General features: G+C 74.0%; 18 protein-coding genes. 10 read left to right on the forward strand and 8 right to left on the reverse strand.

Going from position 1 to position 20,286, the window contains the following annotated elements; genetic code table 11:
- Positions 1-404, forward strand: a 404-nt coding sequence (locus tag ABZY91_RS36840; protein ID WP_355407951.1) for an ROK family protein, incomplete at its 5' end; no start/stop codon positions are given.
- 135 nt (positions 405-539) lie between these two features.
- Here ABZY91_RS36840 and ABZY91_RS36845 read toward each other — a convergent pair.
- Genes ABZY91_RS36845 through ABZY91_RS36860 form a run of 4 tightly spaced genes read right to left on the reverse strand, consistent with a single transcriptional unit; the run spans position 540 to position 4,184 of the window.
- A complete protein-coding gene (locus ABZY91_RS36845; RefSeq protein WP_329878922.1) occupies positions 540-1,910 on the reverse strand; it encodes an alkaline phosphatase family protein in 1,371 nt (456 codons plus the stop codon).
- An 11-nt stretch (positions 1,911-1,921) separates the two neighbouring features.
- Positions 1,922-2,449 carry a type II 3-dehydroquinate dehydratase gene (locus tag ABZY91_RS36850; RefSeq protein WP_355407953.1) on the reverse strand — a complete coding sequence of 176 codons (528 nt, stop codon included), beginning with the start codon at positions 2,447-2,449 and terminating at the stop codon, positions 1,922-1,924.
- Positions 2,450-2,489: 40 nt separating this feature from the next.
- Positions 2,490-3,875: an alkaline phosphatase family protein gene (locus tag ABZY91_RS36855; RefSeq protein WP_355407955.1), complete on the reverse strand. Its 1,386-nt coding sequence runs from the start codon at positions 3,873-3,875 to the stop codon at positions 2,490-2,492.
- 18 nt (positions 3,876-3,893) lie between these two features.
- Positions 3,894-4,184: a phosphopantetheine-binding protein gene (locus ABZY91_RS36860; RefSeq protein ID WP_355407957.1), complete on the reverse strand. Its 291-nt coding sequence runs from the start codon at positions 4,182-4,184 to the stop codon at positions 3,894-3,896.
- A 685-nt stretch (positions 4,185-4,869) separates the two neighbouring features.
- Between ABZY91_RS36860 and ABZY91_RS36865 the strand changes: the two genes are divergently transcribed.
- From ABZY91_RS36865 to ABZY91_RS36895, 7 genes are all read left to right on the forward strand, one after another.
- A complete protein-coding gene (locus ABZY91_RS36865; RefSeq protein WP_355407959.1) occupies positions 4,870-6,036 on the forward strand; it encodes an aminotransferase class I/II-fold pyridoxal phosphate-dependent enzyme in 1,167 nt (388 codons plus the stop codon).
- A gap of 60 nt (positions 6,037-6,096) precedes the next feature.
- Positions 6,097-6,750 carry an HAD-IA family hydrolase gene (locus tag ABZY91_RS36870; protein ID WP_355407960.1) on the forward strand — a complete coding sequence of 218 codons (654 nt, stop codon included), beginning with the start codon at positions 6,097-6,099 and terminating at the stop codon, positions 6,748-6,750.
- Positions 6,747-7,841 (forward strand): LLM class flavin-dependent oxidoreductase, encoded by a 1,095-nt coding sequence (locus ABZY91_RS36875; protein WP_355407961.1) that lies wholly within the window; start codon positions 6,747-6,749, stop codon positions 7,839-7,841. Before ABZY91_RS36870 ends, ABZY91_RS36875 begins: the two co-directional genes overlap by 4 nt.
- A 3-nt stretch (positions 7,842-7,844) precedes the next feature.
- The gene (locus tag ABZY91_RS36880) at positions 7,845-9,437 is read left to right on the forward strand and encodes a serine hydrolase domain-containing protein (RefSeq protein WP_355407962.1); all 1,593 of its coding nucleotides are present in this window, start codon (positions 7,845-7,847) and stop codon (positions 9,435-9,437) included.
- 169 nt (positions 9,438-9,606) lie between these two features.
- Positions 9,607-10,449, forward strand: coding sequence for a methyltransferase domain-containing protein (locus ABZY91_RS36885; RefSeq protein ID WP_329878914.1), 843 nt, complete (start codon positions 9,607-9,609; stop codon positions 10,447-10,449).
- A 7-nt stretch (positions 10,450-10,456) separates the two neighbouring features.
- The gene (locus ABZY91_RS36890; RefSeq protein WP_355407963.1) at positions 10,457-11,314 is read left to right on the forward strand and encodes a methyltransferase domain-containing protein; all 858 of its coding nucleotides are present in this window, start codon (positions 10,457-10,459) and stop codon (positions 11,312-11,314) included.
- A 4-nt stretch (positions 11,315-11,318) separates the two neighbouring features.
- Positions 11,319-12,680: a cytochrome P450 gene (locus tag ABZY91_RS36895; protein ID WP_355407965.1), complete on the forward strand. Its 1,362-nt coding sequence runs from the start codon at positions 11,319-11,321 to the stop codon at positions 12,678-12,680.
- A gap of 75 nt (positions 12,681-12,755) precedes the next feature.
- Here the strand turns inward: ABZY91_RS36895 and ABZY91_RS36900 are convergent, their stop codons facing one another.
- The gene (locus tag ABZY91_RS36900; protein WP_329878911.1) at positions 12,756-13,166 is read right to left on the reverse strand and encodes a PPOX class F420-dependent oxidoreductase; all 411 of its coding nucleotides are present in this window, start codon (positions 13,164-13,166) and stop codon (positions 12,756-12,758) included.
- Entirely contained in the window at positions 13,166-14,200 is a 1,035-nt protein-coding gene (locus tag ABZY91_RS36905) for an aldo/keto reductase (RefSeq protein WP_355407967.1), read from the reverse strand. The genes ABZY91_RS36900 and ABZY91_RS36905 overlap by 1 nt, the downstream gene beginning before the upstream one ends.
- 186 nt (positions 14,201-14,386) lie before the next feature.
- Here ABZY91_RS36905 and ABZY91_RS36910 point away from each other — a divergent pair, with 186 nt between their 5' ends.
- Complete coding sequence (locus tag ABZY91_RS36910) at positions 14,387-15,283, forward strand: hypothetical protein (protein ID WP_355407969.1); 897 nt, start codon at positions 14,387-14,389, stop codon at positions 15,281-15,283.
- A gap of 128 nt (positions 15,284-15,411) precedes the next feature.
- On the opposite strand, the gene ABZY91_RS36915 is transcribed toward ABZY91_RS36910, so the two are convergent.
- On the reverse strand, positions 15,412-16,473 hold the full coding sequence (locus tag ABZY91_RS36915; RefSeq protein WP_355407971.1) for a 3-dehydroquinate synthase family protein: 1,062 nt from the start codon (positions 16,471-16,473) through the stop codon (positions 15,412-15,414).
- A 161-nt stretch (positions 16,474-16,634) separates the two neighbouring features.
- Here ABZY91_RS36915 and ABZY91_RS36920 point away from each other — a divergent pair, with 161 nt between their 5' ends.
- Complete coding sequence (locus ABZY91_RS36920; protein ID WP_355407973.1) at positions 16,635-19,187, forward strand: ATP-dependent Clp protease ATP-binding subunit; 2,553 nt, start codon at positions 16,635-16,637, stop codon at positions 19,185-19,187.
- A gap of 56 nt (positions 19,188-19,243) precedes the next feature.
- Here the strand turns inward: ABZY91_RS36920 and ABZY91_RS36925 are convergent, their stop codons facing one another.
- Positions 19,244-20,128 carry a metallophosphoesterase gene (locus tag ABZY91_RS36925; protein ID WP_329879031.1) on the reverse strand — a complete coding sequence of 295 codons (885 nt, stop codon included), beginning with the start codon at positions 20,126-20,128 and terminating at the stop codon, positions 19,244-19,246.
- Positions 20,129-20,286: the final 158 nt, after the last annotated feature.

Here is a 20,286-nt window from a genome sequence, read left to right on the forward strand (position 1 = left end):
GCGCCGGCTGTGTCTGCGGGCGGACCGGATGCCTCCAGGCCGTGGCCTCCGGCCCGGCGACGCTGGCCCGGGCCGCCGCGGCCCGGGGTGCGCCGGTCGGCCCGGCGGAGTTCCGGGCCGGGCTCGCGGAGGGCCGGGCCTGGGCGCTCGGACCGCTGCGGGAGACGGCGGCGGCGCTGGCCGTCGCGGTGGTCAACCTCGGGGAGCTGCTCCAGTGCGCCGAGGTGCGGCTGGGCGGCGGGTTCGGACACGGGGTCCCGGGGCTGGTCGGAGCGGTGCGGCGGGAGGTCCGCCGGCTGGCCCGGCCCGGGGTCGCCCCGCCGGCCGTCCGCCGGGCGCGCTGCGGGGCCAGGGCCTCGCTGCACGGGGCGCTGCTGCTGGCCCGAGGGGCGGCGGACGGCTGACCGGCGCCCCGGCCTCCGGGCGCCCCGTCCGTGCCGTCGCGCGGCCTTCCCGGGTCCTTCCCGGACCCGCCCCGAACACCCGAACACCCGAACGCCCCTCCCGGGAACGTCGGAGGGGCGTTCGGGTGTCCGCCGTCAGTGCGGCAGCCGCCCGCCGGGCAGCCCGAGCAGCTCCCGCAGCGCGGGCGCGACGTCGTAGATCGAGAGGCCGTCGGCCCGGCCCGGCGTGACACCGGGGGAGTCGAGCAGGAAGACCCCGGTGTCCCCGTGGTTGGCGTGGTCCGGGCCGGTGTCGTTCTCCGTGGTGTACAGCCCCTGGCCCATGCCGAGTGTGGCGAGTGCGCGCCACCGCAGGTTGCCCACGTAGACGAGCAGGTCGGGGGCGATGCCGTTGACCTCGGGGTAGAGCTGGTCGGGGCGCAGGGCCCGGGTGCCCATCGGCTGTCCGGCGTCGTCGGGCAGGAGCTCCAGGGCGGTCGCGATCCGGTCGAGGGTGTCCTGGTACTCGCCCGCGGGCACGGTGCCGTGCGGTTCGCGGCCCTCGACGTTGAGGAAGATCCGGCCGTAGTAGCCGCCCTCCGCCCAGGCGGTGGTGCGTTTCCAGTCGACGTCCGCCTTGGCCATCGGGGTGGGCCCGGCAGGCTCCGTGGCGAGGACGAGCAGACCCTCCTTGCGCAGCCACTCGTTGATGAACAGTCCGCCGACCATCGGCTGGGCGCCGTGGTCGGACACCACCAGGACGGTGGTGTTCTCGGGCAGGCAGGCCAGGAACTCGCCGATGTGCCGGTCCAGCGCCCGGTAGTAGTCGCGGAAGAGGTCGATGTAGGGGTTGCCGGGCTCGTGCCGGGGGTGCTCGGGGTCGCAGTACTTCCAGAAGCCGTGGTGGAGCCGGTCCGGTCCCATGTCGACGAAGGAGAGGAACTCCCAGTCCTGGGTGGTGGCGAGGTGCCGGGCGACCTGGAAGCGCTGCTCGCTCAGGTCGAAGATCTGCTGGGAGACCCGGGCGAGTTCGGGCGAGCGGAAGTTCTCGACGTCGAGCGCGTACCCGCCGGTGAGCTTCTCGATCTCGTCGCGCAGTCCGGGCGGGGAGGTGTACTGGGCCCGCGTGGAGGGGGCGAGGAAGCAGGAGACCATGGCGCCCCGGATCGGGGTGGTCGGGTAGGTGCCGGGGACGCCCAGGACGACGCTGTCGCGGCCGGCGGCGGTCATCTCGTCCCAGATCCGGGGCGCCCGGATGCTGTGGGAGGTGGCGAAGGCGAGCGGGCCGTAGTCGTGGGCGGCGCGGTCGCGGAAGCCGTAGACGCCGAGTTCCCCCGGGGTGCGGCCGGACATCATGCAGGACCAGGCGGGCATGGTGATGGGCGGGTCGACGCTGCGCATGGGGCCCCACAGGGAGCGCCGGCGCAGCGCGGTCAGGACGGGCATGTCGTCGGCGAACCGGTCGAACAGCAACTGCGGGGTCGCCGAGTCGAGTCCGATCACGGCCACCCGGCCGGGGTGGGGCATCTGGTTCTCCCTCAGGGAGTCGGTCCGAGGACGGCCTGGGCCTTGTCGTCGGGGCGGTCGGCGGGGCGGTCGTCGGGGCTGTTGTCGGGGTGGCCGAAGGGGTGGTCGGCGGGCACCAGCAGGGTGAGCGAGCGGGCGGCGACGCGGTAGCCGAGCGCCCCCATGCCCATCACCACGCCGGCGGCCAGCGGCGCCGTCACCGAGGTGTGGCGGAAGCTCTCGCGGGCCCAGACGTTGGACAGGTGCACTTCGATCCAGGGCGGGCCGAAGTCGGCGAGCGCGTCGCGCAGGCCCCAGCCCGCGATCATCAGGGCGCCCGGGTTGACCACCGCGCCCGCCACGTCGCCGTGCCGTTGCAGGGCGTCGATCAGCTCGCCCTCCCCGTTGTGCTGCGCGGAGACGACCTTCCAGCCGCGGACGGCGGCCTCCTCGGCGACGGCGGCCTCGATCTCGGCGAGGGTGGTGGTGCCGTAGATCTCCGGTTGCCGGGTGCCGAGGGTGCCGAGGTTGGGGCCGTTGAGCAGCAGGATCCGGCTCACGGGCGCCCGCACCTCCCCCTCGTCCGGCGGCTTCGCCGGGTCACGTCGCCCACGCCGTTCCGCCGGCGCCGAGGACGACGGCGCCGTCCAGTCCGAGCGGGTGGACCCCGACGGCGGCGAGCAGGGTCGGCGCGACGTCGAGCATGTCCAGCGAGGCGGGTCCGGTGCCGCCCGGGGCGGCGGGCGGCGGGGCGGCGCCGCGCCGGTAGAACAGGGCGTTGTCGCGGGTGTGGGTGCCGGTCAGGGTGTCGGTGCGCAGCGGCGCCCTGCCGCCCCAGGCGCCGCGCAGCTGCACGCCCCCGGCGGGCAGGGCGAGCAGGTCGGCGGCGTGGTCGAGCAGTGGGCCGTGGTAGAGCTCGGCGGGGCGGTGGACCGCGGCGACCAGGAGCGGGCCGTCCACGTCGGTGCCGACGCGGACGCCGTCGCCGCGCAGCCGCAGCAGCTCGTCGGCGATCTCGTCGGCGAGCGCGTCGGCCTCGGTGTCGGTCAGGCCGCCGCGCGGGAAGCGGTGCTTGCGGTGGAGGTAGATCCGGGCCGGGTCGAGGGCGAAGGCGTGGCTGCGGGTGTCGAGGTCGGCGAGCTTCGCGGTGGTGTCGAGGTCGGCGAGGTGGCCGGCCTCCCGCAGCCAGGCGTTGAGGTAGAACTGCCGGTCGACGGGGCCGAATCCGTGGTCGCTGACCAGGAAGAGCTCCTCGTCGGGGCGGCAGACGTCGGCCAGCCGGCCGGCGCAGTCGTCGACCAGGCGGTAGAAGTCGCGGACCGCGCCGTGCAGCGGGTCGGCGGGGTCGGCGACGGCGCGCCAGAGGAAGTGGTGGACCCGGTCGGTCTCGGTGAGGACCGCGATGCCGAGGTCCCACGGCTCCTGGGTGAGGACGTGCACCATGGCGTCGGTACGGGCCCTGAGGGCGCGTCCGGCGCGGGCCAGGAAGCCTGCCGGGTCGTCCGCGACGTCGCCCACCTCGACGTCCAGCTCGTAGGCGAAGCGCTTGAGCTCCGGGAGGAGGCGGCCGGGGGTGACGGCGTTCTCGATGCGCGGTGCGACGAAGCCGGAGACCACCACGCCGTCGACGGCGGGCGCCGGGTAGGTGCCCGGCACGTTGAGGCAGACGGTGCGGCGGCCGGCTGCGGAGGCGAGTGCCCAGAGGGCGGGTTCGCGCAGGTGCAGCAGGTTGGGGAAGCAGATCCGGTAGCCCTCGTCGGGGACGAGGTCGGTGAAGCCGAAGATGCCGTGCCGTGCCGGGTTGGTGCCGGTGAGGAAGGTGGCCCAGGAGGTGGAGCTGATCTCCGGGACGGGGGCCCGCAGCGGGGCGCAGTACCCCTCGGCGAGCAGGGCGCCGAGGCGGGGCATGACCCCGTCGGCGGCGAGCTCGGCGAGCAGGGTGCGGGGCATGCCGTCGAGCCCGATGACGAGGGCGCGCTCTGCCATGGCTGCCGTCTCCCCGGTTCAGGCGGCCGGGGTGCCGGCGCCGGTTCCGGCGCCGGTTCCGATGCCGGACGTCCGGCCGTGGACGTATTCCGCGAGGAGGTCGAGATCGTCGATCAGTCTGATCGAAAGGTCCTCGTCGGCGATCTCCACGCCGAACTCGCTTTCCACCCAGATGAGGAACTCGATGGTATTGATCGAATCGAGTCCGAGGGCCTCGACGAGTCCGCGGTCCGGTATCTCGGAGGGCGCGACGGACAGTTCGAGCGAGTCCACGAGAACCTTGCGCAGTCGGGCCTTGATCTCTTCCACGGCGGGGGTCCTTTCGGCGAAGGCGAGGAGGACGGCGGGAATGATCGCCGACGATCGTCGGCGTTTCCGATCGATCTTCGTGAACGACCGGGAGTGATCGGAATGTGCACGGCCGGGCCCGGGGGCGGTCGGGTGGAGCAGGCCGGAGCGGCCTGCGGGCCGTGCGGGGCGAGGCTCCCGAGCATGGTTCATTTCCCGGCGGCGTACCACCTTACGGGAACGTATTTTTCGCGTCAGGCATGTGCTTCTGGCCATTTCCTGCTGTCCGGACGGCCTGAACGATCGGTCGCGAACGGAGCCCGGGGCGTTTCTGCGCAGCGACGTCCCGGTCGTCCGACACCGTGTCGGCGGGTGGCGGGAAAACGCCGGTGCCGATGGGTGTCGAACCCGGTCGGACGCTTGGTGTTGACGTGTTCGGGATGACCTGGCCATGATTTGCGTGGCTGAGCGAACGGTTGTCCACCCCCCTCCCTGCCGGCCATTTCTCACGGAGCAGTACGCCCGAGGCCGGCCGGTCCGAGGTTTTCGATCGGTGGCCCCGCCCACGTCCGAGCGGCAGTCCGGCGGGTCGCGTCACACCCGGTGTCCGGCGGCTCCGCCCGACGGACGGACCGGTTTGCAGCAGGGTCGCCCCCCGTGTGCGGCGGCCTGCCCCCATGCCGCACACGACCGAGAGGCCCGACCCATGTCATCCATTCCGGTCCAGTCGCCCCTGACGTTTCCCGCTTGGCCGCAGCACGGTGCCGAGGAGCGTGAGGGCCTTCTGCGCGTCCTGGAGCAGGAGGGCTGGTGGCGCAACGGGGGCAGTGAAGTCGACAGCTTCGAAAGGGAGTTCGCCGATCTGCACGGAGCCCACCGCGCCATCGCGACCACCAACGGCACGCACGCGCTGGAGCTGGCCCTGTCGGTGCTCGGCGTCGGGCCGGGCGACGAGGTGATCGTCCCGGCCTTCACGTTCATCGCCACCTCGCTGGCCGTCCAGCGGGTCGGCGCCGTGCCCGTCCCGTGCGACGTCCGGCCGGACACCTACAACCTGGACGTCGAGGCCGCCGCCCGGCTCGTCACCCCGCGGACCAAGGTGGTCATGCCGGTCCACATGGCCGGGCAACTGGCCGACATGGACGCACTGGCGGAACTCGCCGCCGCCACCGGCGTGGCGGTCCTCCAGGACGCGGCGCACGCGCACTCGGCCCGCTGGCGCGGCAGCCGGGTGGGCGAGCTCGGCTCGATCGCCGCGTTCAGCTTCCAGAACGGCAAGCTCATGACGGCCGGCGAGGGCGGCGCCGTGCTGCTGCCGGACGACGAGACCCACCGGGAGGCGTACCTGCGGCACGGCTGCGGGCGCCCCCCGGGCGACCGGCTCTACGCCCACCTCACCCAGGGCTCCAACTTCCGCATGAACGAGTTCTCCGCCACCGTGCTGCGCGGCCAACTCTCGCGCCTGGAGGCACAGGTGACCCTTCGGGAGGAGCGCTCGCAGCACCTGGCCGCCCTGCTCGGCGCAATCCCCGGGGTGGTGCCGCAGGATCGCGACGATCGCTGCGACCGCATGGCGCACTACATGGCGATGGTCCGGCTCCCCGGCATCACCCGCGATCGCCGGCTCGCCGTGGTGGACGCGCTGCTCGAACACGGCGTGCCCGCGTTCGTGGCCTTCCCGCCGGTCTACCGCACCGCCGGCTACTTCCAGGGGCCGGCCGTCGGCGACGTCGACGAGATCGCCAAGCGCTGCCCGGTGTCCGAGGAGATCGGCTCCGACTGCCTCTGGCTGCACCACCGGGTGCTGCTCGCCGACACCCCCGTCCTCGACCGGCTCGCCGAGGTGTTCGCGGACGTCGTCGCCGCGAACTGATCCCGCCGCCGAGCCCACCGTCCGGACAGATCGGAACAACTCTCAAGGAAGCGGCAGTAGATGACGGTGCATCAGGAATTTTCCACCGTGGTGTTCGATCTGGACGGCGTGCTCATCGACAGTTTCGGCGTGATGCGCCAGGCGTTCGCCGCGGCCTACCGCGAGGTCGTGGGCGACGGGGAGCCGCCGTTCGACGAGTACTGCACCCACCAGGGGCGCTACTTCCCGGACATCATGCGGCTGATGGGACTGCCCGAAGGGATGGAGCGGCCCTTCGTCGAGGCCAGCCACCGGCTGATCCACGAGGTGGAGGTGTACCCGGACGTGCCGCTGGTGCTCAAGCGGCTCCGGGAGTCGGAGGTCCGGACCGCGATCGCCACCGGCAAGTCCGGCGACCGGGCGCGGACCGTCCTGGAGGTGGTCGGACTGCTGCCGCTGCTGGACACCGTCGTCGGCAGTGACGAGGTGGACCGGCCCAAGCCGGCCCCGGACATCGTCCGGGAGGCACTGCGCCGGCTCGCGAGCGAGCCCGGCGACGCCGTCATGGTGGGCGACGCGGTGATCGACATCCAGAGCGGGAGGTCCGCCGGGACCGCCACCGCGGCAGCCCTCTGGGGCGAGACCGCCACCGATCAACTCATCGACGAGAAACCCGACTTCGTGCTCGCCAGACCGACGGACCTGCTCGCCCTGGTGCAGGGGGGTGTCCGGTGAGCGCCGGGGTGGCGCAGGCGCCGCGCTGGAGCGTCGCGGCCCCGCAGGGCGCCGGTCTCGAACTGGCCGGCCTGGGCGGGTCCGCAGCCTGGCGGACCGTCGTCGAGACCGCCGCGCTGGCCCGGGACTGCGGCTACCACGCCCTCTGGCTGGAGGACCGCACCGACACCCTGCCGCGCCGCGAGGCACAGCCGGTGGTCGAGGCCTGGACCGCCCTCGGCGCGCTCGCCGCGACCCTGCCCGGCATCCGGCTCGGCCTGCTGGCCGCGGGCCCGCCGCACCGCAACGCGGTGGTCCTCGCCAAACAGGCCGCCTGCGCCGACGTCATCTCCGGGGGGCGGCTGTCGCTCGCTCTGACCACCGCCGGACCCCTCCCCGAGCACGTCGCGGCCGGCACCGTGCCCGGCACCGCCCTGGCCGCGGCGGATCCCGCGGCCGACCTCGTGGCGCACCCCGGGACCGACCTCGCGGCTGATCCCGCGCCCGTGCTCGCCGAGACCATCGAGGCCCTGCGGGCGCTGTGGTCCGGCACCCGGACCGACGCGCCCGGCCCCGCCGTCCCGCTCGCCGGGGCGCACGCGGTACCGGTCCCGGTGCAGCCGAGGCTCCCGCTGGCCGTCCGGGTGGACGCCGCCGCACCGGACGCGGCCGCCCGGCTGCCCGAGGCCGCGGTCCGCGAGTGCGCCGCCGTCCAGTGGCAGGGCGAACCCGAGCAGGTCGCCGCCGCGATCCGGGCCTTCGGCCGCCGCCGGGAGGAGCTCGGCCTGGCCCCGGAACAGGTCCGGCACGCGCTGGTCGCCGAGGGCCGGGTCTTCGACGACCGGGTGGCGCGCGACCGCTGGCTCTCCACCCCGCACGTCGTGGTGTTCTGGAGCCACCACCCCGATCTGCTCGCCCGCCGCAGCCTGTACGGGACACCGGACCAGCTGGTCGAGCGGGCCGCCCGGTACACCGAGGCCGGGGTGGGCGAGTTCCTGCTCTGGTTCCGCGACTACCCCGCGACGGAGAGCCTGCGCAGGTTCGCCGCGGAGGTCGCCCCCCGGGTGCCCGCGCCGCCCGCACCGGTCCCCGTCCCCGTCCGCGAGGGGTGACCGATGCCGACCGCCGCCCCCGCCCTGCTCACCCCGGACTGGCTCGCCGCCGCCGGCCGGTTCGCCGCCCCCGACCCGGCCCCGCGCAGCACGGTCGCCCTGCGCCTGGCGATCACCGACCCGCCGCCCGGCACCGCCCCGGCGGCCGACCTCCTGGTGGACCTCGCCGGCGGACGGCTCGCGGTGACCGCGGCGGCCGGCGATCCGCCCGGACTCCTGCTCACCCTGCCCTACGCCGCCGCCCACACCCTGCTGTTCGGCCCGGCCCGGGCCCGCGCGGAGATCCTGGAACGCGGCGACGTCACCGTCCTCGGCAACTTCAGCCTGCTGTTCTTCGTCGACGCCGCGCTGCAGCGCGACCGGGCCGGCCAGGTCGCAGCCCTGCGGGCCGGCACCGCCGCACTGCCGCCGGGCGCCGCCCCCGCCGCCGGTCCGGAACCCGTCCCGGTGGGCACCGCCGACCCCGCCCCGGCCGACGTCGACGCCGTCGCCCGGGCCGCCGACGTCCTCCCGCGCACCCTGCGCGAACTGGGCCGCGAGGTCGGCACCTCGACGCCCGGCGCGCAGTTCTACGCCTCGCTGCACGGCAAGCCGCTGGCCGACGTCGGACTCGGCCTGGCCCGCCCCGGGGTCGCCATGTCGGCCGGCTCGGCGCCGCTCTGGTACTGCTGCGCCAAGCCGCTGCTCTCGGTCGCGCTCGGCCGGCTCTGGGAGGCGGGCGACTTCGACCCCCACCTCCCGGTGGCCCACTACCTGCCCGAGTTCGGGACCGCCGGCAAGTCCGCGATCACCTCGATGGACCTGCTCACCCACACCGGCCCGGTGCCCACCGGCGCGGACCCGCTGCACGGCGTGGTCACCGGCCCGGACGACGAGCGGCTCCGCCGCGCCTTCGCCACCGTCGTGGAACCCGGCCCCGCCGGCGCCGGTCCCGGCATCAACTACAGCCAGTGGTGGGCCTGGTACGTGCTGGCCCGGCTGCTGCCCGCCATCGACGGGCGGGACTACCCGGCGTACGTCGAACAGGAGATCCTGCGCCCCTGCGGGATGGACCGCACCAGGGTCCACCTCTCCCCGGAGGACTACGACGCGTACGGCGACCGGCTGCCGCTGATCCACGTCAGCAACCTCGGCGACACCCCGCAGCCCACGTACTTCTGGTCGACCCGCGGTGCCACCACGCGTTGCGTGCCCGGGGTCAACACCCGCGGTCCGCTGGGCGATCTCGGGCTGCTGCTGGAGATGCTGCTGGCCGGCGGTGCCGCGCCCGGCGGCCGGATCCTCGCGCCGACCACGGTCGCCGCGCTGACCGCCCGCCACCGCACCGGGCTGCACGACCGCTACGGCAACGCCGACTGGGGCTTCGGCCTGCGGCTCGAATGCCGCACCCTCGGTCCCGCGTACACCAGCTTCGGCACCCACGCCTCGCCCCGCTCCTTCGGCCACGACGGGCTGTGGACCGCCGTCGCGTTCGCCGACCCGGACGCCGGCCTGGTGCTGGCCGTCCACCTGAACGGCAAGGTCGAGCACGAGCGGCATCGCGAACGCATCGTCCGGATCGCCGACGCGGTCTACCAGGATCTCGGGCTCACCTGACGCCCCGCCCCGCCCCCGACGCCCCGCCCCCGACGCCCCGCCCCCGACGCCCCGCCCCCGACGCCCCGCCCCCGACGCCCTGCACCCGACGCCCTGCACCCGACGCTCCGCCCCCGCTCTCCCGTCCCGGCCCCGCACTCCGGCCGGCCCCCAGCCAGGAAGGCGCCCGATGGCACAGCAGCCCGCGCTCCCGTTCCTCCCCGACCCCGCCGAGGTGGGCAGGCTCTACGACCGCTACACCGACCTGGGCAGCGCCACCCTGGGCGAGAGCCTGCACTTCGGCTACTGGGACTCCCCGGACAGCCTCGTCCCGCTCGCCGAGGCGACCGACCGGCTGACCGACCTCATGACCGACCGGCTGAACATCGGCCACGGCTCCCGCGTCCTCGACCTCGGCTGCGGCACCGGCGCGCCCGGCAACAGGATCGCCCTGCGCACCGGCGCCCAGGTGACCGGCATCTCGGTGAGCGGACGCCAGGTCGAGCGGGCCAACGCCCTGGCCGACAGGCTCGGCCTGGCCGACCGGGCCCGCTTCGAACACGCCGATGCGACGGACCTGCCGTTCGCCGAGGCCTCCTTCGACGCCGTGATCGCCCTGGAGTCGATCATCCACATGCCGGACCGCGCCCATGTGCTGGGGCAGGTGGCCCGGGTGCTGCGCCCGGGCGGGCGCCTGGTGCTCACCGACTTCTTCGAGCGGGAGCCGATCCCGGAGAACGGCCGGGCCGCCGTGGACCGGTACCTGCGGGAGTTCCTGATGACGATGATCCAGGCCGAGGACTACCCGCCGATGCTGCGCCGGGCCGGCTTCCGGTTCGAGGAGCTGACCGACATCAGCGAGCCCACCCTGCGCCGCACCTTCGTCGAGCTGTCCGAGCGGATCAGCGGCGCGGCCACCGACCTGTCCGCCGCCCACGGCCCGGAGCTGGTCGACCGGTTCAACCCGCACGACATGATCGACGTGGCCGGGTTCGGCCACCTCCTCGTGGTCGCGACCCGGACGGAGAAGTGAACCGGCGATGACCACCGACCCCCGCGCCGCCGACGACCTCGGCACCTTCTACGACCGGGTCAACGACGCCATGGCCGACGCCATGGGCGGCTACCTGCACGGCGGCTACTGGGACGGCCCGGTCGACCCCGGAGAGGTCGAACGGGCCGCCGACCGGCTGACCGACTTCGTCTCCGACCGCCTCCTCCTCGCCCCCGGTCAGCACGTGCTGGACATCGGCTCCGGCAACGGCAAGGCCACCGCCCGGATCGCCCGCCGCCACGGCGTGCGCGTCACCGGCATCACGCTCAGCCCGCGCCAGGTCCGCCAGTCCACCGACCTGGCCGCCGAGCTGGCGCTGTCCGACACGGTGGACTTCGAGGTCCACGACATGCTCGGACTCTCCTTCCCGGACGCCGCGTTCGACGCGGCCTACGCGATCGAGTCGATCTGCCACGCCGAGGACCGCACCGGGGCCTTCAGCGGGCTCGCCCGGGTGCTGCGCCCCGGCGCCCTGCTGGTGGCGACCGACTTCGTGCTGCTGCGCCCGCTGGAGACCGACGAGCACCGCAGGCTGGTGGACGGCGCCATGAAGAACTACCAGCAGGGTCCGATGCTCACCCAGGAGCAGTACGAGACCTGTGTGCGGGACGCCGGCCTGGAGGTCGTGGACTTCACCGACATCGGCGAGTACGTCCGGCCGTCCTACCAGGTGGTCGGGCACAACCTCCTCCGCGGCGGGGAGAAGCTGCGGGATCAGGTCACCGAGGAGGAGTTCCGCTACATGGTCGAGGACCTCGCCGGTTTCGGCGACATCACCGAGCTCGGCTACGCCGTGGTCACCGTCCGGAAGCCGTCCGGCACCGCCGCCCGGCAAGGGGGCTGAGCCGATGTCGTCCACCGCGACCAGGCCCGGCGCCGCCGCCGACTGGACGGCGGCCACCGCGCCGGGTGCGCTGCCGCTGCTGGGCCACCTGGTGCCGCTGCGCCGCCGGCCGCTGGAGTTCCTGACCGGGCTGCCCCGCCACGGCGACGTGGTCGAGCTGAGGATGGGCCGCCGGACCGTCCACATGGTCTGCCACCCCGAGCTCGTCGGCCAGGTGCTCAAGGACCCGCGGACGTTCGACCGCGGCGGGCCGTTCTACGAGAAGACCAAGCTGCTGATGGGCAACAGCCTCGGCAACTGCCCCTACGCCGACCACCGGCGGCAGCGGCTGCTGGTCCAGCCGTCGTTCCGGCGGGAGCGGATCGCCACCTACCCGCAGGTGATGCGGGAGGAGATGGCCGCCGAGACGGCCGGCTGGCGCCCCGGGGGCACCATCGAGGCCAACGACCGGATGCACGCCGTGACGGCCCGGATCGGCGCGCGGGTGCTGCTCTCGACCGAGATCGGGACCGATCACGTGGACCGGATCCTGCGCTGCCTGCCGATCGTGCTCAAGGGCATGTACAAGCGGATGGTCGCCCCGGTCGGTCTGGTGTACCGGGTGCCCGGGCCCGAGTCGCGGCGCTTCGAGGGCGCCCTGGCGGACCTCCGGGAGCTGATCGACTCGATCATCCGGAACTACCGGGGAGCCGACCAGGACCACGGCGACCTGTTGTCCGGCCTGCTCGGCGCGCGCGACGAGGACGGCCGGGGACTCTCCGACCAGGAGATCCACGACCAGGTGATGAACTTCCTCACCGCGTCCACCGAGACCACCGCGACCGCCCTCGCCTGGGCGCTCCAACTGCTCGGCCGGCACCCCGAGTACGAGCGCCGGCTCCAGGAGGAGGCGGACGCCTTCGCCGCGTCGGGCGGAGCCGACGCGCACGGCCGGGACGGGCTGGACTACACCCGCCAGGTGGTGAACGAGGTGCTCCGGCTCTACCCACCGGGGTGGCTGGTCACCCGGGTCGTCACCGCCGACACCGAACTGGGCGGCGTCCGGCTGCCGGTGGGCTCGGTCGTCTTCTACAGCTCGTACGCGCTGCACCGCAACGGCGAGCTCTTCCCGGACCCGGAGCGCTTCGACCCGGACCGCTGGTCGCCCGAGCGGGTGGGCGACGTGCCGCGCGGCGCGATGATCCCGTTCGGCGCGGGCAGCCGCAAGTGCATCGGCGACGACTTCGCGATGATGGAGACCACGCTGGCGCTCGCCACGATCGCCGCGCGCTGGCGGCTGCGGCCGACGTCGGACACGCCCGTCCACCCCAAGCCGCGGGCTCTGGTGGGCATGGGCGAGCTGCCGATGGTGACCGAGCTGCGCTGACCGGGCTGCGTTGACCGGGCTGTGGCGGGCCGGCTGCGGCGGGCGTCGGGGAACACCCCGGCGCCCGCCGCCTCCTCACCGGTCCAGTAGGTACTCCACGGCGACCCGCACGACCAGCAGGTCCTCCTCGGCGGGCAGCAGCTCGCCGAGGAATTCCGCGTGCGACTTCCCGGTGTACCGGCGCGACATCTCGTCCATCAGCCCGTCGTGCAGCTTCACCGGCTCGATCGACGCCGTCCCGCGCACCGCCAGGTAGGTGTACGGGGCGTCGGCCGGGTGCAGCAGCACCGAGATCCGCGGATCGCGCCGCAGGTTGCGCTCCTTGTGGCTGCCCCGCTCGATCCCGAAGAGCAGGTCGGTGCCGTCGTGGCCGACCCAGACGACGGACTGGTGCACCGTGCCGTCCGCGCGGAGGGTCGCCACCACGGCGAACACCGGCGCCGCCAGCACGGCCCTGGCGTGTTCGGTCAACGGGACGCGGGCCATCACGCCTCCCGCCGGGGAGCGGTGCGCCGACGGCGCAGCGAGGGGTCGGTCAGCGACTGCGGCACCCAGTGGTGGTCGGCGCGGTTGAGGTCGACACCGGGCGGCACGATCGCGTCGATCCGGTCGAGCACCTCGTCGTCGAGTTCCACCCCGGCCGCGCCCAGCAGGTCGGTCAACTGCCCTGGCGTGCGCGGGCCGAGGAGGACGGAGGTGACGGCGGGATGGGACTGGACGAAGGCCAGCGCGAGGTGCGCCGGCGACAGCCCCGCGTCGGCGGCCACCTTGCGCAGCTCGGCCACCGCCTTCGCCTTGGCGGCGTTCTCCGGGACGGAGAGGTCGAACTTGCGCTGTTCCAGCACGGCCCGCCCGACGCCCGGCCGGATCTCCCGGCCGGTGAGCCAGCCCGCCCCCAGGGGGCCCCAGGGCAGGACGCCCATGCCGTGCCGCTGTGCGGTCGGCAGGACGTGGGTCTCCACGGAGCGGGCGAGGGCGGAGTACTGCGGCTGCTCGCTGCGGAACCGGACGTGTCCGCGCCGTTCGGAGACCCACTGGGCCTCGACGATCTGGTCCGCGGGGAAGTTGGAGGTGCCGACCGCGCGGACCTTGCCGGAGCGGACGAGGTCGGAGAGCGCGGAGAGCGTCTCGTCGATGTCGGTGTCCGGGTCGATCCGGTGCACCTGGTAGAGGTCGATGTGGTCGGTGTCGAGGCGGCGCAGCGATCCCTCCACCGCCCGCGCGATCCAGCGCCGGGAGTTCCCGCGGTGGTTGGCGTCCGGGCCCATCGGGCTGTGGAACTTGGTGGCGAGGACGACGTCGTCCCGGCGGCCCCGGATCGCCCGGCCGACGATCCGCTCCGATCCGCCGTCGCCGTAGATGTCGGCGGTGTCCACGAGATTGATGCCCGCGTCCAGGGCCAGCCGGATCGTCCGGACGCCCTCCTCCTCGTCGGTGTTGCCCCAGGAGCCGAACATCATGGCCCCGAGGGCGAATTCGCTGACCGATATGCCGGTGCCGCCCAGAATCCTGTGTCTCATGCGACGTGTGCCCTCCGTCGTCGGACCGGTCGGATGAACGGTTCCACTCTGACCCAGCGGCCACGGGCACGCCAGGGGACGTGTGCGAGATGTCCGTTTTCTCTCCAGGTCGGCTGGTATGGTACTTCTCGCCCGATGGCTGACGCTCCGTCAGTACCCTTTCTGCACAACCTCGGGAGGCCCCGCGTGCGTACCGTCCTCGAACGCGCCGAATGGTTCGTCTGGCTCTCCGCCCGTCCGCTGGAGCAGCACCGCTTCGCCCACCACTTCCTCGGCGGCGGCGCCGACGCCGTGGAGACCGCGCTCGCCGCCTACGTCCGCCCCGACGGCGGCTACGCGTACGCGCTGGAGGCGGACGTGCGCGGGCCGTCCTCGCAGCCGCTGGCCGCGGCCGCGGCGCTCAACGTCCTGGACGAGATCGGCCGGTGCGACGCCGCCCGCACGGCTCGGCTCCGCAGTCACCTGCCGAGTCTGACCTCGCCCGACGGGGGCCTGCCGACGCTCCATCCCGGCATCGCCGGCTACCCGTCCTCGGCCGTCCTCACGGTGCGGCCGAACCCGCCGGGCAGCCTGCTGGCCACCGGGGTGATCGTCGGCCGGCTGCACCGCAACGGCATCGAGGACCCGTGGCTGGACGCCGCGACCGAGTTCTGCTGGCAGGCCGTCGACGGTCTGACCTCCTCCCACCCGTACGAGGTGGAGGCCGCCCTCGCCTTCCTGGACGGCGTTCCGGACCGGGGGCGGGCCGCCAAGTCCGCCCAGCGGCTCGGCGAACTCGTCCGCGACCAGCGGCTGGTGGTGACCGACCCGGCGCGGGCCGAGGAGTTTCCGGTCCACCCCGCGTACGCGGCGGGGGAGTACCACTACGTCACCGACGTCCTGCGGACCCCCCGTTCGCTCGCCCGGGAGTGGTTCACCGAGCAGGAGGTGGCGCGCTGCCTGGACCACCTGGCCGCCGTGCAGCAGGAGGACGGCGGCTGGCCCGTGCTGTGGCGGCTCTGGGCCCCGGGCTCGGCGGCCGAGTGGCGCCCGATCGTCACCCTGGACGCCCTGCGCACCCTGCGGGCCCACGGCCGGCTCTGACCGTTCCCGCCGGACGGACCCCGGACCCCGGATCCCGGATCCCGGACCCCGGATCCCGGATCCCGGATCCCGGATCCCGGACGCCGCCGGGTTCGCCGGTGTCCGGGGTCCGCCGGGTCCGCCGGCGCCTAGGGTCCGTCGGGCGCGGCCGGGCGGCTCCCCTCCGGCTCGCGCTCCATCGCGTCCAGGGTGCGGGCCACCACCTGCTCGGGCACGTCCGGCACCAGCTCGACACCGCGCGGCCCGTCCAGCACGAACGCGAGCCCCGTGCCCGACAGGGCCTTCTTGTCCTGCCGCATGAGGGCGATCAGGGCCGCCGTCCCCACTCCGGCCGGCAGCCGCTCGCGCAGCCCGTACGCGCGCACCGTCGCCAGGTGCTCGGCCACCCGCTCCGGGCCGATCCGGCCCAGCGCACCGGCCAGCCGCCCGGCGAACACCGTGCCGATCGCGACGCCCTCGCCGTGCCGCAACGCGAAGTCGGTGGCCCGTTCCAGGGCGTGGCCCAGGGTGTGTCCGTAGTTGAGGATGTGCCGCAGCCCGCCGTCCCGTTCGTCGGCGGCCACCACCGAGGCCTTCAGGGCGACGCTCGCGGCGATCTGCTCGTGGACGGGCAGCCCGCGCAGGTCGCCGGCGCCGATGAAGTGGCAGCGGGCGATCTCGCCGTACCCGTTCGCCCACTCCACCGGCGGGAGGGTGCGCAGGTGGTCGGTGTCGCACAGCACGGCCCGGGGCTGCCAGTAGGCGCCGACCAGGTTCTTCGCCTCGGGCAGGTTGACCGCGGTCTTCCCGCCGACCGCCGCGTCCACCTGCGCCAGCAGGGTGGTCGGCAGATGGATCACGGCCACCCCGCGGTGGTACAGCGCCGCGGCCAGGCCGACCGCGTCGGTCGTGGTGCCGCCCCCGCAGGAGACCACCACGTCGTGGCGGGTCAGGCCGTATCCGGCGAAGGCCCGGCAGAGCTCCTCCACCGTGGCCAGGGTCTTGCGGTGCTCGCCGTCCTGGGCCGGGACGAGCAGGGACGGCACGCCCGGGTCCGGGACCTCCTCCGGCGGGCGGGCCGACACCACCACGGCCCGGGCCGCGCCGGTGGCGGCCACGACGGAGGGGAGCAGGTGCCGGACCCCGGGGCCGATGTGCACGGGGTAGGAGCGGTCACCCAGCCGTACGTCGATCCGTCGAGGAGTCGTCATGTCCACAGCGTGCCGACTCCGGATGCCCGTGAACAGAGCGCCTCCCGGGCGCCTCCCGGGCCTCTTCCGAGCCCCTCGCCCGACCGCCCGCGCTCGGGAGGCGGGGCCGCACGGCCTGTGTTTGTGTGGGGGCGCAGCCCGCTCGGGAGAGGTGAACCACCGTGACCATGCCGCCGTTCGGATCGAACGACCCGTTCTCCGACCTGCTCAGCCGGTTCTTCGGCATGAGCCCGATGGCGTCCCCACCCAACGTGCAGCGGGTGCCGATCGGCCGGCTGCTCAGCGAGTCGGCGCAGGAGCTGCTCGGCCTGGCCGCGCAGCGTGCCGCCGAGGACGGGAGCAGCGATCTCGACACCGTGCACCTGGTGTGGGCATCCACCCGGGTGGATCCGTCGCGCCGGATGCTGGAGCGGGCCGGGATCGACCCGGACCGGCTGGCCGGCGACCTCGCGGAGGCGCTGCCGGTCGGCGCGGAGACGCCCACCGGGGACGGCCGGCCCGCGTTGACGCCGGCCGCCAAGCGGGCGCTGCTCGCCGCGCACGCCCGTTCGCAGGCGGCGGGTGCCTCGTACATCGGGCCCGAGCACATCCTCGGGGCGCTGCTGGAGGAGGACCGGTCGGGCGCGGGGGCGGCCCTGCGGAACGTGGCCCCCTCGCAGGAGGCGCTGCGCACGGTGCTGGACGGCCGCAGCTCCGGTGGCGAGCGCAGCTCCGGCGGTGCGCAGCCGAGCCGGACGCCCACCCTGGACGAGTACGGCCAGGACCTCACCGAGGAGGCGCGGGCGGGCCGGCTGGACGCGGTGGTCGGCCGGGCCGAGGAGATCGAGCAGACCGTCGAGATCCTGTCCCGCCGGACCAAGAACAACCCGGTGCTGATCGGCGAGCCGGGCGTCGGCAAGACGGCGATCGTGGAGGGGCTGGCGCAGCGGATCGTCTCCGGTGACGTGCCGCAGAGCCTGAAGGAGAAGCGGGTCGTCACCCTGGACCTCACCGGGCTGGTGGCCGGCTCCAAGTACCGCGGCGAGTTCGAGGAACGGCTGAAGAGCGTGATCGACGAGGTCACGGCGGCCGAGCAGAGCGTGATCCTGTTCCTCGACGAGCTGCACACGGTGGTCGGGGCGGGCTCCGGCGGCGAGGGTTCGATGGACGCGGGCAACATCCTCAAGCCGGCCCTGGCCCGCGGCGAGCTGAGCGTGGTCGGCGCCACCACCCTGGACGAGTACCGCCGGCACATCGAGAAGGACGCCGCCCTGGAGCGTCGCTTCCAGCCGGTGCTGGTGCCCGAGCCGACCGTCGAGGAGACCGTCGAGATCCTGCGCGGCCTGCGCGACGCGTACGAGGCGCACCACCAAGTGCGCTTCACCGACGAGGCGTTGGACGCCGCCGCGGCGCTCTCCGACCGCTACGTCAGCGACCGCTTCCTGCCGGACAAGGCGATCGACCTGCTGGACCAGGCGGGCGCGCGGGTCCGGCTGCGCAGCCTGAGCGGATCGACGACGGCGATGCCGGTGCAGGACCGGATCACCAAGCTGCGACGCGAGCTGGAGGAGGCGGTGGCGGACGAGGAGTTCGTCCGGGCCGCCAACCTGAAGGCCGAGCTGCGCCAGACCGAGGACGAGCTGGCCGCGCTCGCCGAGGACCGGGAGGAGGTCGTCGCCGTCACCGCCGAGGACATCGCGCAGGTGCTCTCCCGCCGTACCGGCATCCCGGTGGCCGAGTTGAACGCCACCGAGCGTGAGCGGCTCCTGCGGCTGGAGGAGCACCTGCACGAGAAGGTGATCGGGCAGGACCAGGCGGTCACGGCCGTCGCCCAGGCGGTGCGCCGCGGTCGGGCCGGCATGGGCGACCCGGACCGGCCGACCGGCTCGTTCCTCTTCCTCGGGCCGACCGGTGTCGGCAAGACCGAGCTGGCCAAGGCCCTGGCCGCGCTGCTCTTCGGCGACCCGGACCGGATGATCCGCTTCGACATGAGCGAGTTCCAGGAGAAGCACACGGTCTCCCGGCTGGTCGGCTCCCCGCCCGGGTACGTCGGCTACGACGAGGCGGGCCAGCTGACCGAGGCGGTGCGCCGCAAGCCGTACAGCGTGCTGCTCTTCGACGAGGTGGAGAAGGCCCACCCGGACGTCTTCAACCTGCTGCTCCAGGTCCTGGACGACGGACGGCTGACGGACGCGCAGGGCCGCACGGTCGACTTCCGCAACACCGTGGTGATCATGACCAGCAACATCGGGTCGCAGCGGATCCTCGACCACGCCGGCGACGTCGACGAGATCAAGGACGACCTGATGCGGGACCTGCGGACGCAGTTCCGGCCGGAGTTCCTCAACCGGATCGACGAGGTGATCGTCTTCCACGGGCTCACCCGCAAGGACCTGCTCCAGGTGGTGGGCCTGCTGCTGGACCGCAGCCGGCGCCGCCTGAAGGCGCAGGACGTCCGGCTGGAGGTGACGGACGACGCCAAGGAGTGGCTGGTGAACCGGGGTTACCAGCCGGAGTTCGGGGCCCGGCCGCTGCGCCGGACGATCCAGCACGAGCTGGACAACCGGATCTCCAACCTGCTGCTGGACGGCAGCGTGCAGGAGGGCGACACGCTGGTGGCGAAGGTGTCGGGCGGCGAACTGGTGGTGGTGACGGAACGGCCGGAGCCCTCGGCGACCTTCGCGGAGGCCGAGGAGAAGGCCGAGGAGAAGGCCGAGGGGAAGGCGCCGGAGTAAGGGCGGCAGGGTCGGGAGGCGGCGCGTCGGGAGTGACCGGCGCGCCGCCCGCGCGTTCAGGACTGCGGGAAGACCTCGCGCAGCAGCGGGTCCGGCAGGCCGCGCTTGCCCCACTCGCGCGGGTAGCCGAGCGAGACCTCCTCGAACCTGACGCCGTCGTAGCTGGTCCGCCGGGGGATGTGCAGGTGGCCGTAGATCATCGCGGCGGTGTTGAAGCGGCGGTGCCAGTCGGCGGTCAGCTCCGTGCCGCACCACTGGGCGAACTCGGGGTACCAGAGGATCTCGGTGGGTTCCCGGACCAGCGGGTAGTGGTTGACCAGGACGAGCGGCAGCTCCGGGTCGTGCCCGGCCAGCCGCTTCTCGGTGAGCCGGACGCGCTCGCGGCACCAGGAGTCGCGGTCCGGGAACGGGTCCGGGTGGAGGAACCGCTCGTCGGCGCAGACCACGCCGGACTCGTAGGCGGCGGCCAGCGACTCCTCCTTGGTCGTGGTGCCGGGGGCCCGGAAGGAGTAGTCGTACAGCACGAAGAGCGGTGCGACGGCGACCGGGCCGCCGGCGCCGGTCCAGACCGGGTACGGGTCCTCGGGGGTCACCACGCCGAGTTCGCGGCAGAGCCGGACCAGGTACTCGTAGCGGGCGACGCCGCGCAGCTGGACCGGGTCGTTGGGGTGCGTCCACAGCTCGTGGTTGCCGGGCGCCCAGATCACCTTGGCGAAGCGCTCGGCGAGCAGGCCCAGTGCCCAGCGGATGGTGGTGGTGGACTCGGCGACGTCACCGGCGACGATCAGCCAGTCGTCGGGGGACTCCGGGCGCAGCTGCTCCACCAGGTCGCGGTTCTGCTGGTAGGAGACGTGCAGGTCGCTCACGGCGAGCAGGCGGCCGGCCCGCCCGGGCCCGGTGTCGCCGCGCCCGGCGGTGGTCCTGTCGGTCGCTCCGGTCACTTCGGTCACTTCAGCCCCCATGTCGTCACCCGGCCTCCGGCCAACAGTACGGGGGGCGGACGGGTGTGTGCCCGCAGAGTGGCCGGATCTCGACCACCGGAGGCGGGGACCGGACCCCGGAGGACCCCGGTCGGCGCCGGGCCGGACCCCGGCCCGGC

Source organism: Kitasatospora sp. NPDC002965, assembly GCF_040611255.1.
Lineage (GTDB): Bacteria > Actinomycetota > Actinomycetes > Streptomycetales > Streptomycetaceae > Kitasatospora.